Raw genomic sequence first — 14,157 nt, forward strand, 5'->3', positions numbered from 1 at the left:
CAGAAATGCCTGCCACTGGAACGCTGTGGCGTGGCTCTACATCAACCGCTTGCGTTCGCTCGAAGGCGCGATCCCGAGGGATTCGCGGTACTTGGCGACGGTGCGGCGAGCCACCTGAATGCCTTGTGCCTCCAGTAAACCAGCGATCTTGCTGTCACTCAACGGCTTTTTCTGATTTTCCGCGGCAACCAGTTTTTTGATGATCGCGCGGATCGCCGTAGACGAGCATTCACCGCCCTCAGAGGTGCTGACGTGACTGGAGAAAAAGTATTTCAGTTCATATATGCCCCGTGGGGTATGCATGAATTTCTGCGTGGTCACCCGAGAAATCGTCGATTCGTGCATGCCCACCGCTTCGGCGATGTCATGCAGGACCAGCGGTTTCATGGCTTCGTCACCGTATTCAAGAAAGCCGCGCTGATGCTCGACGATCTGAGTGGCTACTTTCATCAGGGTTTCGTTGCGGCTTTGCAGGCTCTTGATGAACCAGCGGGCCTCTTGCAACTGATTGCGCATGAAGGTGTTGTCGGCGCTGGTGTCGGCGCGGCGCACGAAACCGGCGTATTGAGCATTGACCCGCAGTCGTGGCACGGATTCCTGGTTCAGTTCCACCAGCCAGCGCTCGTTGTCCTTGCGTACGATCACGTCGGGAACGACGTATTCGGCTTCGCTGGACTCGATCTGCGAGCCTGGGCGCGGGTTGAGGCTCTGGACCAGTTCAATCACTTGGCGCAGTTCATCTTCCTTGAGCTTCATGCGACGCATCAGCTGGCTGTAATCGCGGCTGCCGAGCAGGTCGATGTAATCGGTGACCAGGCGTTTGGCCTCCACCAGCCAAGGGGTCTTGGCGGACAACTGACGCAATTGCAGCAGCAGGCATTCGCCCAGGTTGCGGGCGCCGATGCCAGCGGGTTCGAATTGCTGGATGCGGTGCAGGACGGCTTCGATTTCGTCCAGTTCGATGTCCAGTTCCGGATCGAAGGCTTCGAGAATCTCCTCGAGGGTTTCGTCCAGGTAGCCCTGATTGTTGATGCAGTCGATCAGGGTCACGGCAATCAGGCGATCAGTGTCGGACATCGGTGCCAGGTTCAGTTGCCACAGCAGGTGGCTTTGCAGGCTTTCGCCGGCCGATGTACGGGTGGTGAAATCCCACTCGTCGTCATCGTTACTCGGCAGGCTGCTGGCGCTGGTCTGGTAGACGTCTTCCCACGCGGTGTCGACAGGCAGCTCGTTGGGAATGCGCTCGTTCCAGTCACCTTCCTCGAGGTTGTCCACCGTCGGGGCGGTTTCCTGGTAGGAGGGTTCCGAAACATCGGCGTTGGGTGGCTGTTCCGCTTTGTCGGCCAAGGGGTCGGCGTTATCGAAGTCGTCGCCTTCTTCCTGGCGTTCGAGCATCGGATTGGACTCCAGGGCCTCCTGGATTTCCTGTTGCAGGTCCAGGGTCGACAATTGGAGCAGGCGGATGGCCTGTTGCAGCTGCGGTGTCATCGTCAGCTGCTGGCCCATTCTCAAGACTAGCGATGGTTTCATGGCAGGGGCTTAACACCTTATTCGCCGGCGCACATGCGCCATCCACTACAGGGCGCCGGAGCGCCAAACATAAGCAAATTATATGCCTGAAACTGCAACGTTTGCCTAGAGCGCTGTAACAATAAAAAAGTATTCATTTTTATCGAGACAAGCGTTCGGTCGACTAGCCAGGCACCTTAGTGCTTACAGGCGGAATTCATGGCCCAGGTACACTTCCTTGACCAGATCGTTGGCCAGGATGGTGGCAGAGTCACCTTCAGCTATCAGCTGGCCATCGTTGACGATGTAGGCGGTTTCGCAGATATCCAGGGTTTCACGAACGTTGTGGTCAGTGATCAGCACACCAATGCCCTTGGCCTTGAGGTGATAGATGATCTGCTTGATGTCGCCCACCGAAATCGGGTCCACGCCGGCGAATGGTTCGTCGAGGAGGATGAATTTCGGGTTGGTGGCCAGTGCCCTGGCGATTTCCACACGGCGGCGTTCACCCCCGGACAGACTCATGCCGAGGTTGTCGCGGATGTGGCTGATGTGGAATTCCTGCAGCAGGCTTTCCAGCTCTTTGCGACGACCGGTCTTGTCGAGCTCCTTGCGGGTCTCGAGGATTGCCATGATGTTGTCAGCTACCGAGAGTTTGCGGAAGATCGATGCTTCTTGCGGAAGATAGCCGATACCGGCCTTTGCACGACCGTGCATAGGCTGGTGGCTGACATCCAGATCGTCAATCAGTACGCGGCCCTGATCGGCTTGTACCAGACCGACAATCATGTAGAAGCAGGTGGTCTTGCCGGCGCCATTGGGGCCTAGCAGGCCGACGATCTGACCGCTGTCGATGGACAGGCTGACGTCGCGCACGACCTGACGGCTCTTGTAGCTCTTGGCCAGATGCTGAGCTTTCAGAGTTGCCATTACGGGGCCTTTTGCTCTTCGGTTTTCTTTTTCGGCTGGATCACCATGTCGATCCGCGGACGCGACTCGGTGACCTTGCTGCCCGTAGCGCGACCGGCGCTGGCGAGCTTTTTGTTGGTGTCATAGACGATTTTCTCGCCTTGGGTCACGTTGCCGTCCTTGTCGATGACCTTGGCGCGGTCGATCAGCACGACACGGTCTTGCGAGGCGTGGTACTGGATAGTGACGCCATAGCCTTGAACCGGCTTTGTATCGCCTGCTGTTTGCAGTTGCTCGAAGTAGGCGAGGTTGCCCACCGAAGTCACTACGTCGATATCGCCGGCTGGGGTGCGGGTCATCGTCACAGTATTGCCGGTGACCTTCATCGAGCCCTGGGTGATGATCACGTCACCTTTATAGGTGGCAATGCCGTTCTTGTCGTCCAGTTGGGCGTCGTCCGCCTGGATGCGGATAGGCTGCTGTTGATCGTCCGGCAGAGCCCAGGCGCTCACGCTTCCCAGTGCTGCGCTCAGGCCGAGCAAAATAGGGAGGGTTTTAACGAGCCTCATACTGTCCTCTTACGTTCGATAGCAGGTGTATCCTGCTTTCTTTCAAATACGCCTTCATTCCCTTGCCAGTCGAGACACCACCAGCGCCGTCGATTCTAACGGGTTGATCGGTCTGCGCATATTGCTGTTGCGGGAACACTGTCATGCGGGTGGTGGTAATCAGCGTCTTGCGGTTTTTCTCGTCGAAACGCGTGATGCGCACCGAGTCGATCAGTTCGACCTGAGTGCCATCCGGATTGACTTCGCCACGTTCGCTCTGGACGTGCCAGGGGAATTGGGTGCCGCGGAATAGGTTCAGATCCGGATTGGTCAACAGCGTCACTTCGGTCGCCTTCAGGTGTTCAACCTTGTCGGACGTCATTTCGTATTGCAGTTTACCGTCCGGCAGGTACTGCACGCTGTGGGCGTTGACCGCGTAATAGTCGATCGCGGTTTCATCGACCTTTGCCACGGGCTGGTCGAGGAAGCGTTCCGGGCTGATGTTCCAGTAGCCGACCGCCGCGAATATCGCTGCGATGCAACCGAATACCAGGATTTTGCGAATCTTTTTACTCAGCATAGTTGGCTCACAGGTACGCGGCGTTGGCCGCATCGAGGCGGCCTTGGGCGCGCAGGATCAATTCGCAGAATTCGCGAGCGGCACCCTCGCCACCACGAGCCTGGGTGATGCCGTGGGCGTGTTCACGGACGAAACTGGCGGCGTTGGCCACCGCCATGCCCAGGCCGACGCGGCGAATCACCGGCAGGTCCGGCAGGTCGTCGCCGAGATAGGCGACTTGCTCATAGCTTAGGTTGAGTTGGGCAAGAAGCTCGTCGAGCACCACCAGTTTGTCTTCGCGCCCCTGGTACAGGTGTGGAATGCCGAGGTTCTTCGCTCGTCGCTCGACCACCGGGGTCTTGCGGCCGCTGATGATAGCGGTCTGCACGCCGGCTGCCATCAACATCTTGATGCCTTGGCCGTCGAGGGTGTTGAAGGTCTTGAATTCGCTGCCGTCTTCAAGGAAGTACAGGCGTCCGTCGGTCAGTACGCCATCGACGTCGAAAATCGCCAGCTTGATGTTCTTGCCGCGTTGCAACAGGTCGGTGCTCATCACATTACTCCTGCTCGCAGCAGATCGGACAGGTTGAAGGCGCCGATCGGACGGTCCTCCTTGTCCACCACCACCAGCGCGTTGATTCGATGGTCTTCCATGATTTTCAGAGCCTCGGCCGCGAGCATCTCGGGACGGGCAGTCTTGCCGTGAACGGTCATGACCTCGTCGATGGTCGCGTGATGGATATCGATGGCACGGTCCAGGGTGCGGCGCAGGTCGCCGTCGGTGAAGATCCCGGCGAGTTTGCCATCGGCTTCGAGGATCGCCGTCATGCCCAGGCCCTTTCGGGTCATTTCCATCAATGCGTCCTTGAGCAGAGTGCCGCGTTGAACGTGTGGCAGCTCTTGCCCAGCGTGCATGACGTTTTCCACTTTCAGCAGCAGGCGTCGGCCAAGCGCGCCACCGGGGTGGGAAAAGGCGAAATCTTCAGCGGTAAAGCCGCGGGCTTCCAGCAGCGCAACGGCCAGGGCGTCGCCCATGACCAGCGCGGCAGTGGTCGACGAGGTCGGTGCCAGGTTAAGCGGGCAGGCTTCGTGCTCGACGCGCACGTTGAGGTTGACCTCGGCAGCCTTCGCCAGTGGTGATTCAGGGTTGCCGGTCATGCTGATCAATTGAATGCCCAGACGCTTGATCAGTGGCAGCAGGGTAACGATTTCATGGGTGGAGCCGGAGTTCGACAGCGCCAGGATGATGTCGTCGCGGGTGATCATGCCCATGTCGCCGTGGCTGGCTTCGGCCGGGTGCACGAAAAAGGCCGTGGTGCCGGTGCTGGCCAGGGTGGCGGCGATCTTGTTGCCGATGTGCCCGGATTTGCCCATGCCGACCACGACCACGCGGCCTTTGCTGGCCAGAATCATCTCGCAAGCGCGTACGAAATCTGCGTCGATACGGGGCAGCAAGCCTTGTACGGCTTCCAGTTCGAGGCGGATGGTGCGTTGAGCAGATTGAATCAGGTCGCTGGATTGGCTCATGTCAGAAATCGTATAGCCTGATGAAAAGGCGGCGATTATAACGGTAATGATCGAAACCCTCACGCAAGTTCGTCGCGCTTTGTCATTCCCTGTTACCGAATACCCCTCAATAGAAGCTTTTGCCCTGTCATGTTGCTGAACATGGCCCGGCTTGGGCCTTGGGCGCTTGGCCTTTGCAGTGATATAGTTCGCCGCCAGTTCGGCCTGCCCGGGAGGTATGTGCTTTCGTCAGAAAGTCAGGCGTCCGAGTGAGAGGCTGCATCGCAAGGAGTTTAGATGAGTGCCGATAAAGCCTACGCGGTCGAGCTGAAGGGACTGACCTTCAAGCGCGGTGCGCGCAGCATTTTCAATAACGTCGATATACGTATCCCGCGCGGCAAGGTCACCGGCATCATGGGGCCTTCCGGGTGTGGCAAGACTACGCTGTTGCGGCTGATGGGCGCACAGTTGCGGCCCACCAAAGGCGAAGTCTGGGTCAACGGGCAGAACCTGCCGAAGCTGTCGCGCAGTGATCTATTCGATGCGCGCAAGCACATGGGCGTGCTTTTTCAGAGTGGTGCACTGTTCACCGATCTCGACGTGTTCGAGAACGTCGCCTTTCCGCTACGCGTTCATACCGAACTGCCGGAAGAAATGATCCGGGACATTGTCCTGCTCAAATTGCAGGCCGTGGGCTTGCGTGGCGCCATCGACCTGATGCCTGACGAGTTGTCCGGCGGCATGAAGCGTCGTGTCGCTCTGGCCCGGGCGATTGCCCTCGATCCGCAAATCCTCATGTATGACGAGCCCTTTGTCGGCCAGGACCCCATCGCCATGGGTGTGCTGGTGCGCCTGATCCGCCTGCTCAACGATGCGTTGGGCATCACCAGTATCGTGGTCTCCCACGACCTGGCCGAGACTGCGAGCATCGCCGATTACATCTATGTCGTCGGTGAAGGCCAGGTGTTGGGGCAGGGCACTCCCGAGGAACTGATGAACTCGCAGGAACCACGCATCCGTCAATTCATGACAGGCGAGCCGGACGGTCCGGTCGCCTATCACTTTCCAGCGACGGATTACCGCGCAGATCTTCTGGGGAAGCGTTGATGCGCAAGATTTCACTAATAGAGCGGGTTCGCCGGTTCGGCCACTCTGGCATTGACGTGCTGGGGGTGTTCGGTCGTTCGGCGATATTCCTGTTTCATGCCTTGCTCGGCCGTGGTGGCATTGGTGGCGGTTTTGGCCTGCTGATCAAGCAACTGCATTCAGTGGGCGTGATGTCCCTGGTGATCATCGTGGTCTCCGGGGTATTCATCGGCATGGTGCTGGCGCTGCAAGGCTTCAATATTCTATCCAGCTACGGTTCGGAGCAGGCGGTCGGCCAGATGGTTGCGCTGACGCTGTTGCGCGAACTGGGCCCCGTGGTCACGGCATTGTTGTTCGCCGGGCGCGCCGGTTCGGCATTGACTGCCGAAATCGGCAACATGAAGTCCACCGAGCAGTTGTCCAGTCTGGAAATGATTGGTGTCGACCCGCTCAAGTACATCATTGCCCCGCGCCTGTGGGCCGGCTTCATTTCCCTGCCGGTGCTGGCGATGATCTTCAGCGTGGTGGGCATCTGGGGTGGTTCGTGGGTGGCCGTTGACTGGCTGGGTGTCTATGAAGGTTCCTACTGGTCCAACATGCAGAACAGCGTGACCTTTGCTGACGATGTGCTCAACGGCATCATCAAAAGCATCGTTTTCGCCTTTGTCGTGACCTGGATCGCCGTATTTCAAGGCTATGACTGCGAGCCCACTTCCGAGGGGATCAGTCGTGCCACTACCAAGACCGTGGTGTATGCCTCTTTGGCTGTACTCGGCCTGGACTTTATTCTGACCGCCTTGATGTTTGGAGATTTCTGATGCAAAACCGCACCCTGGAAATCGGTGTCGGCCTTTTCTTGCTGGCTGGCATCCTGGCTTTGCTGTTGCTGGCGTTGCGGGTGAGTGGTCTGTCCCCGAGCGCAACCACCGATACTTATAAAACGTATGCGTACTTCGACAATATCGCCGGTTTGACTGTCAGAGCTAAAGTGACCATGGCCGGTGTGACCATCGGCAAGGTTACGGCGATCGATCTGGACCGCGACAGTTTCACCGGTCGAGTGACCATGCAGCTGGAAAAGCGCGTAGATAACCTGCCGACTGACTCCACTGCATCTATCCTGACCGCTGGCCTGTTGGGCGAGAAGTACATCGGTCTCAGCGTGGGCGGGGAAGAAACCTTGCTCAAGGATGGTTCAACCATCCACGACACGCAGTCGTCGTTGGTACTTGAGGATCTGATCGGTAAATTTCTGCTCAATACCGTTAGTAAAGACGCCAAATGAGGAGCTTTTTAATGATCTCTACCTTGCGACGTGGCCTGTTGGTATTACTCGCGGCCCTGCCGTTGATGGCTAACGCTGTGGCAGCGCCCTCGGCGCACGATATCGTGCAGGACACCACCAGTCGGTTACTTGCCGATCTGTCGGCCAATAAAGAGAAGTACAAGCAAGACCCGCAAGACTTCTATACGGCGCTGAACACCATCGTCGGACCTGTGGTGGATGCCGAGGGCATCTCCAAAAGCATCATGACGGTCAAGTATTCACGCAAAGCCACGCCTGCGCAGATGAAGACTTTTGAAGAAAACTTCAAAAAGGGTCTGTTCCAGTTCTATGGCAACGCGTTGCTCGAGTACAACAATCAGGGGATCGTCGTCGACCCTGCCAAGGATGAGTCGGGAGACCGTACAAGCGTTGCCATGACGGTCAAAGGTACCAACGGCGCGATCTATCCTGTGTCTTACACACTCGAAAAGATCAATGGCGAGTGGAAACTGCGCAACGTGATCATCAACGGCATTAACATCGGCAAGCTGTTCCGTGATCAGTTCGCTGATGCGATGCAGCGCAATGGCAACGACCTGGACAAGACCATCAATGGTTGGGCCGGGGAAGTCGCCAAAGCCAAGGACGCCAGCCAGAAGCAAACCACTGAGACGCAAGCTCAATGAGTGTGTCGGCCATTCGCATGAGCGATTCCGGCGAGCTGACGCTTAGCGGCATGCTGGATTACCGCACCGGCCCGGGCTTGCGCAAGCAGGGGCAGGCGCTGATCAAGTCCAGCAAGGCCGCCGCACTGGTGGTCGATTGCTCGGCGGTGTTGAAGTCCAGCAGTGTCGGCTTGTCGCTGCTGCTGTGTTTCATGCGAGATGCAGAGGAGGCCGGCAAGGCGCTGAGCATCCGTGGAATGCCAGAAGATATGCGCGAAATCGCTCAGGTCAGCGAATTGACCGAGCTCTTGGCGCATCCCTAACCGCATCTATGAGGAAGCCCCCCGTCAGAGTCCTGCTTCGCGGGGTTCGCAGGCGCGGGGCTTTTTTGTATGATGTCCGACCCGCGCGCACAGGGCGCCGATTGAGGTTGAGCATGCAGGCCAACGAAGTAAAGAGCTTCCTTGAAGGAAAGCTGTCTGATTCTCTTTCACAAGTGCAGGTAGAAGTTGAGGGTGAAGGCTGCAACTTTCAGCTAAACGTGATTAGCGATGAACTGGCGGCGTTGAGCCCGGTGAAGCGTCAGCAGCAGATCTATGCCCATTTGAACCCATGGATCACCGATGGCAGCATCCATGCGGTCACTATGAAATTTTTCAGCAGCGCGGCCTGGGCCGAGCGCACCTGAGCCCAAGGGCGTCGAGATTCTTATGGATAAATTGATTATTACCGGTGGCGTTCGTCTTGATGGCGAAATCCGCATCTCCGGGGCAAAGAACTCTGCCCTGCCGATCCTGGCTGCCACCTTGCTGTGCGATGGTCCGGTGACGGTCGCCAACCTGCCGCACCTGCACGACATCACCACCATGATCGAGCTGTTCGGTCGCATGGGCATCGAGCCGGTGATCGACGAGAAACTCAGCGTCGAAATCGACCCGCGCACCATCAAGACCTTGATCGCCCCGTACGAACTGGTTAAAACCATGCGTGCGTCGATTCTGGTGCTGGGCCCGATGGTTGCCCGTTTCGGTGAGGCCGAAGTCGCACTGCCTGGCGGTTGCGCCATCGGTTCGCGTCCGGTTGACCTGCACATCCGTGGCCTCGAAGCCATGGGCGCGGTCATCGACGTCGAGGGCGGCTACATCAAGGCCAAGGCGCCTGAAGGCGGCCTGCGCGGTGCGCACTTCTTCTTCGACACCGTCAGCGTGACCGGTACCGAGAACATCATGATGGCGGCCGCTCTGGCCAAGGGTCGCAGCGTTCTGGCAAACGCCGCTCGCGAACCTGAAGTCATCGACCTGGCGAACTTCCTGATCGCCATGGGCGCCAAGATCACTGGCGCGGGCACCGACACCATCACCATCGATGGCGTCGAGCGTCTGCACCCGACCACTTACAAAGTGATGCCTGACCGTATCGAAACCGGCACCTACCTGGTCGCTGCTGCCGTGACCGGCGGTCGTGTGAAGGTCAAGGACACTGATCCGACCATCCTCGAAGCCGTTCTTGAGAAACTCAAGGAATCGGGCGCGGAAATCACCTGCGGCGAAGACTGGATCGAGCTGAACATGCACGGCAAGCGGCCTAAAGCCGTCAACGTGCGGACCGCTCCTTACCCGGCGTTCCCGACTGACATGCAAGCGCAGTTCATCTCCCTCAACGCCATTGCCGAAGGCACCGGTGCCGTGATCGAGACGATCTTCGAGAACCGCTTCATGCACGTTTACGAACTGCACCGCATGGGCGCCAAGATCCAGGTCGAAGGCAACACTGCCATCGTCACCGGTACCGAGAAGCTGAAAGGCGCGCCAGTCATGGCCACCGATCTGCGTGCTTCGGCCAGCCTGGTGATCTCGGCGCTGATCGCTGAAGGTGACACCCTGATCGACCGCATCTACCACATCGACCGTGGTTACGAGTGCATCGAAGAGAAACTGCAGATGCTCGGCGCCAAGATCCGCCGCGTACCGGGCTAGTTTCTGCTTCATGGGCACAAGGACGTGCCCGTTGATTTCGCTTCAAGTCGAGGGTGCTTCACCCTAGATGTGTGTTCGGCGCCATTTGCGACCGGGCATGAGTACCTTGATAAGGACTGACGTTTCCCATGTTGACCATCGCACTGTCCAAGGGCCGCATCCTTGACGACACCCTGCCGCTTCTGGCTGAAGCGGGCATCGTGCCGACCGAGAATCCGGACAAGAGCCGCAAGCTGATTATCCCCACGACTCAGGCCGATGTGCGGCTGCTGATCGTGCGCGCCACCGATGTGCCGACGTACGTCGAGCATGGTGCCGCTGACCTGGGCGTCGCTGGTAAAGATGTGCTGATGGAATATGGCGGCCAAGGTTTGTACGAGCCTTTAGACCTGCGAATTGCCCTCTGCAAGCTGATGACCGCTGGCCGTATCGGCGATGTCGAGCCCAAGGGCCGTTTGCGGGTGGCGACCAAGTTCGTCAACGTTGCCAAGCGCTACTACGCCGAACAGGGCCGCCAGGTCGATATCATCAAGCTTTACGGCTCGATGGAACTGGCGCCGCTGATCGGTCTTGCGGACAAGATCATCGACGTGGTCGACACCGGCAACACCCTGCGCGCCAATGGCCTGGAACCCCAGGATTTCATTGCCGACATCAGCTCCCGGCTGATCGTCAACAAAGCTTCGATGAAAATGCAGCACACCCGTATCCAGGCGTTGATCGACACCCTGCGCAAGGCAGTGGAGTCTCGACACCGCGGCTGATTCACCTGCGCGACGTTAAGTCGCGCCCGTCTATCCGCCTCATAGCCAGAATTCTCAGGTGCCCAAGCGGAAACGACTGCTAAGTTAGGGCGCCTGAGTTTTTGCCAATTCTATGAGGCTCTCGCTATGACCGCACCGACTGCAATTCGCCGACTCAACGCTGCTGACCCGGATTTCGCACATCATCTGGATCATCTGCTGAGCTGGGAAAGTGTGTCTGACGACTCGGTCAATCAGCGGGTGTTGGACATCATCAAGGCTGTGCGCGAGCGTGGCGATGCCGCGTTGGTGGAGTTCACCCTGAAGTTCGACGGCCTGCAAGTCGCGTCCATGGAGGACTTGATCTTGCCTCGCGAACGTCTGGAACTGGCCCTGACCCGAATCACCGTGCCTCAGCGTGAAGCGCTGGAAAAAGCCGCGACTCGAGTACGCAGCTACCACGAGAAACAGAAACAGGATTCCTGGAGCTACACCGAAGCCGACGGCACCGTGCTGGGCCAGAAGGTCACGCCACTGGATCGCGCCGGCCTGTATGTACCGGGAGGCAAGGCGTCTTATCCTTCTTCGGTACTGATGAACGCGATTCCGGCGAAGGTGGCCGGCGTGACCGAAGTGGTCATGGTGGTGCCGACGCCTCGCGGTGAAATCAACGAGCTGGTGCTGGCTGCAGCCTGCATCGCCGGCGTCGACCGCGTGTTCACCATCGGCGGCGCTCAAGCGGTCGCCGCGCTGGCTTACGGCACCGAAAGCGTGCCGAAGGTCGACAAGGTGGTCGGTCCGGGCAACATCTATGTCGCCACGGCCAAGCGCCATGTGTTTGGCCAGGTCGGCATCGACATGATCGCCGGCCCCTCCGAAATCCTCGTGGTGTGCGACGGCAAGACCGATCCGGACTGGATTGCCATGGACCTGTTCTCCCAGGCCGAGCACGACGAAGACGCCCAGGCGATTCTGGTCAGCCCGGACGCCGAGTTCCTCGACATGGTTGCCGCCAGCATTGCCAAACTGCTGCCGACCATGGAGCGTGCCGAGATCATTGAAACCTCGATCAATGGCCGTGGCGCGCTGATCAAGGTTCGTGACATGGACCAAGCCATCGAAGTGGCCAACCGCATCGCGCCGGAACACCTTGAGTTGTCCGTTGCTGATCCGCAGGCCTGGTTGCCGAAGATTCGCCACGCTGGCGCGATCTTCATGGGGCGTCACACTTCCGAAGCCTTGGGCGATTACTGCGCCGGCCCGAACCACGTATTGCCGACGTCCGGCACCGCGCGGTTCTCTTCGCCGCTGGGCGTGTACGACTTCCAGAAACGTTCGTCGATCATTTTCTGCTCTGAGCAGGGTGCGTCCGAACTGGGCAAAACTGCTTCTGTGCTGGCCCGTGGCGAGTCGCTGACCGCGCACGCCCGTAGCGCCGAATACCGCATCGTTGACGAAGATTTTCCGCAAGGGCAGGGGAACTGAACATGAGTAAATTCTGGAGCCCGTTCGTCAAGAATCTGGTGCCTTACGTGCCGGGCGAGCAGCCCAAACTGGCGAAACTGGTGAAGCTCAACACCAACGAAAACCCGTACGGCCCATCGCCAAAAGCCTTGGCGGCGATGCAGACCGAACTGAATGACAACCTGCGTCTGTACCCGGACCCGAACAGCGACCTGCTCAAGCAAGCGGTCGCCAAGTACTACGGCGTACAGAGCAATCAGGTATTCCTCGGCAACGGTTCCGATGAAGTCCTGGCGCACATCTTTCACGGTTTGCTGCAACACGATCAGCCGCTGCTGTTTCCGGACATCAGCTACAGCTTCTATCCGGTTTATTGCGGCTTGTATGGCATCACCTTCGACGCCGTGCCGCTGGACGAGCAGTTCCAGATCAACCCGGCGGACTACGCCAAGCCGAACGGCGGGATCATCTTCCCGAATCCGAATGCACCGACGGGTTGCCTGTTGGCGCTGGATGCCGTGGAGCAAATCCTCAAGGCCAGCCCGGATTCGGTGGTCGTGGTCGATGAGGCTTACATCGACTTCGGGGGTGAGACGGCGATCAGCCTGGTGGACCGTTACCCGAACCTGCTGGTGACCCAGACCCTGTCCAAGTCCCGTTCACTGGCGGGCCTGCGGGTGGGGCTGGCGGTGGGGCATCCGGAACTCATTGAGGCGCTGGAGCGGATCAAGAACAGCTTCAACTCGTATCCGCTGGATCGTCTCGCGAATGTCGGTGCAGCCGCAGCGTTTGAAGATCGTGAGTACTTCGACAAGACTTGCCGGTGGGTCATCGAGCATCGTGAAAAGGTCGTTGCGCAATTGGAAGCGAAGGGCTTTGAAGTCTTGCCGTCGGCGGCGAACTTCATTTTTGCGCGTCATCCGAAACACGATGCGGCGGGGCTGGCGGCGAAGTTGCGCGAGCAAGGCGTGATCGTTCGGCACTTCAAGCAGGAGCGGATTGCCCAGTTCCTGCGGATTTCGATTGGCACACCGGAGCAGAACCAGGCGTTGATTGACGGCCTCGGCGACCTCTAGATCGCCGCTAATCCTGTAGGAGCGAGGCTTGCCCGCGAAGAACGATAGCTCGGTCTAATAGGTAAACCGTGTCATCGTTCTTCGCGGGCAAGCCTCGCTCCTACAGGGTTTGGTGGGTTACTCGTGATGCGGTTCGCCGAGGAACGTCAACGAACTAAACACCCCGCGGGTCGCCACATCCGGATTGTCCTTCAGCGCAATCTCCATCTGCGCCGAAATGACATTCAGCCCTTCATTTCGCACCACCACCTGCGCCCGGCCGTCCGCATCCGTCTCGGTACTCAACGTATTCGGCGCACTGCGATAGTCGCCAGTCAACTTCACCCCCGCCGCCGGTTTCCCATCCAGTAGCACCCGCACTGGCAGCAACTTGCCCGGTCCGACGGTCAGCGGATCAACCTCCGGCAGAATCAGCAATTTCATCTGATCAAGCTTCGGCAACATCGCCCCCGGCTGATAAATCGCCAGGCTGTATTTGAAGGTCTGCGTCGACTCGATGGCCCCCGGCACTTTGCTGCGTCCTTCGTTGATCCATTTTTTATCCGCCGTCTGCGACCACATGCCGTTGTCCAACGCCACCGCCATCACGGCGGGCGGCTTCAGCGGTTGCAGACGTGCGTGATCAGCCAAGCGCTGCACGGTCACCGGGATCATTTTGCCGCTGACGTCATACGCCCAGGCGCCGCTGATTTTCTGCGCCTTGAAGGCGTTGTCTTCGGCACCGTGGCCGTAAATCACTTCGATATTGCCGCGACGTTGTTCAGTCCAGAGGCCATGGGCTGAGACCTGGGTGGCGAAAAGCAGGCCGAGCAGTGCCAGAGGTTTGAGGTGTTGCATGGGAACTTCCTT

At 58.7% G+C, this 14,157-nt stretch carries 17 protein-coding genes; 10 read left to right on the forward strand and 7 right to left on the reverse strand.

Annotation, left to right across the window (positions count from 1 at the left end; all coding sequences use genetic code 11):
- Window positions 1-36: 36 nt before the first annotated feature.
- The 6 genes from ACYZT3_RS05510 to ACYZT3_RS05535 form a co-directional block, all read right to left on the reverse strand.
- Window positions 37-1,530, reverse strand: a complete 1,494-nt coding sequence (locus ACYZT3_RS05510) for an RNA polymerase factor sigma-54 (RefSeq protein WP_282375089.1) — start codon at window positions 1,528-1,530, stop codon at window positions 37-39.
- Window positions 1,531-1,713: 183 nt separating this feature from the next.
- A complete protein-coding gene (gene lptB / locus ACYZT3_RS05515) occupies window positions 1,714-2,439 on the reverse strand; it encodes an LPS export ABC transporter ATP-binding protein (protein WP_282375090.1) in 726 nt (241 codons plus the stop codon).
- The gene (gene lptA, locus ACYZT3_RS05520; RefSeq protein WP_449643231.1) at window positions 2,439-2,987 is read right to left on the reverse strand and encodes a lipopolysaccharide transport periplasmic protein LptA; all 549 of its coding nucleotides are present in this window, start codon (window positions 2,985-2,987) and stop codon (window positions 2,439-2,441) included. Before lptA ends, lptB begins: the two co-directional genes overlap by 1 nt.
- Complete coding sequence (gene lptC / locus ACYZT3_RS05525; protein ID WP_282375093.1) at window positions 2,974-3,546, reverse strand: LPS export ABC transporter periplasmic protein LptC; 573 nt, start codon at window positions 3,544-3,546, stop codon at window positions 2,974-2,976. Before lptC ends, lptA begins: the two co-directional genes overlap by 14 nt.
- 7 nt (window positions 3,547-3,553) lie before the next feature.
- A complete protein-coding gene (locus tag ACYZT3_RS05530; RefSeq protein WP_282375095.1) occupies window positions 3,554-4,078 on the reverse strand; it encodes a KdsC family phosphatase in 525 nt (174 codons plus the stop codon).
- Window positions 4,078-5,052, reverse strand: coding sequence for a KpsF/GutQ family sugar-phosphate isomerase (locus ACYZT3_RS05535; protein WP_282375097.1), 975 nt, complete (start codon window positions 5,050-5,052; stop codon window positions 4,078-4,080). Before ACYZT3_RS05535 ends, ACYZT3_RS05530 begins: the two co-directional genes overlap by 1 nt.
- A gap of 276 nt (window positions 5,053-5,328) precedes the next feature.
- Here ACYZT3_RS05535 and ACYZT3_RS05540 point away from each other — a divergent pair, with 276 nt between their 5' ends.
- The 10 genes from ACYZT3_RS05540 to hisC all read left to right on the forward strand — a co-directional run bounded on the left by ACYZT3_RS05540 (window position 5,329) and on the right by hisC (window position 13,308).
- A complete protein-coding gene (locus tag ACYZT3_RS05540) occupies window positions 5,329-6,138 on the forward strand; it encodes an ATP-binding cassette domain-containing protein (protein ID WP_059403257.1) in 810 nt (269 codons plus the stop codon).
- Window positions 6,138-6,935, forward strand: coding sequence for a lipid asymmetry maintenance ABC transporter permease subunit MlaE (gene mlaE, locus ACYZT3_RS05545; RefSeq protein ID WP_008150745.1), 798 nt, complete (start codon window positions 6,138-6,140; stop codon window positions 6,933-6,935). Before ACYZT3_RS05540 ends, mlaE begins: the two co-directional genes overlap by 1 nt.
- Window positions 6,935-7,402 carry an outer membrane lipid asymmetry maintenance protein MlaD gene (gene mlaD / locus ACYZT3_RS05550; RefSeq protein WP_282375100.1) on the forward strand — a complete coding sequence of 156 codons (468 nt, stop codon included), beginning with the start codon at window positions 6,935-6,937 and terminating at the stop codon, window positions 7,400-7,402. The genes mlaE and mlaD overlap by 1 nt, the downstream gene beginning before the upstream one ends.
- 11 nt (window positions 7,403-7,413) lie before the next feature.
- Window positions 7,414-8,070, forward strand: coding sequence for an MlaC/ttg2D family ABC transporter substrate-binding protein (locus ACYZT3_RS05555; protein ID WP_282375102.1), 657 nt, complete (start codon window positions 7,414-7,416; stop codon window positions 8,068-8,070).
- On the forward strand, window positions 8,067-8,372 hold the full coding sequence (locus ACYZT3_RS05560) for an STAS domain-containing protein (protein ID WP_462031665.1): 306 nt from the start codon (window positions 8,067-8,069) through the stop codon (window positions 8,370-8,372). The genes ACYZT3_RS05555 and ACYZT3_RS05560 overlap by 4 nt, the downstream gene beginning before the upstream one ends.
- 113 nt (window positions 8,373-8,485) lie before the next feature.
- Window positions 8,486-8,737, forward strand: a complete 252-nt coding sequence (locus tag ACYZT3_RS05565; protein ID WP_038978976.1) for a BolA family protein — start codon at window positions 8,486-8,488, stop codon at window positions 8,735-8,737.
- A 22-nt stretch (window positions 8,738-8,759) separates the two neighbouring features.
- Complete coding sequence (gene murA / locus ACYZT3_RS05570) at window positions 8,760-10,025, forward strand: UDP-N-acetylglucosamine 1-carboxyvinyltransferase (protein ID WP_046045865.1); 1,266 nt, start codon at window positions 8,760-8,762, stop codon at window positions 10,023-10,025.
- A 128-nt stretch (window positions 10,026-10,153) separates the two neighbouring features.
- Window positions 10,154-10,789 carry an ATP phosphoribosyltransferase gene (hisG, locus tag ACYZT3_RS05575; RefSeq protein WP_282375110.1) on the forward strand — a complete coding sequence of 212 codons (636 nt, stop codon included), beginning with the start codon at window positions 10,154-10,156 and terminating at the stop codon, window positions 10,787-10,789.
- A gap of 126 nt (window positions 10,790-10,915) precedes the next feature.
- Complete coding sequence (gene hisD, locus ACYZT3_RS05580) at window positions 10,916-12,253, forward strand: histidinol dehydrogenase (protein WP_462031666.1); 1,338 nt, start codon at window positions 10,916-10,918, stop codon at window positions 12,251-12,253.
- Window positions 12,254-12,255: 2 nt separating this feature from the next.
- Entirely contained in the window at window positions 12,256-13,308 is a 1,053-nt protein-coding gene (gene hisC, locus ACYZT3_RS05585) for a histidinol-phosphate transaminase (protein ID WP_462031667.1), read from the forward strand.
- Between the two features lie 117 nt (window positions 13,309-13,425).
- Here the strand turns inward: hisC and ACYZT3_RS05590 are convergent, their stop codons facing one another.
- Window positions 13,426-14,145 carry a DUF4198 domain-containing protein gene (locus ACYZT3_RS05590; RefSeq protein WP_282375327.1) on the reverse strand — a complete coding sequence of 240 codons (720 nt, stop codon included), beginning with the start codon at window positions 14,143-14,145 and terminating at the stop codon, window positions 13,426-13,428.
- Window positions 14,146-14,157: the final 12 nt, after the last annotated feature.

It is taken from the genome of Pseudomonas sp. MDT1-16 (assembly GCF_054898115.1).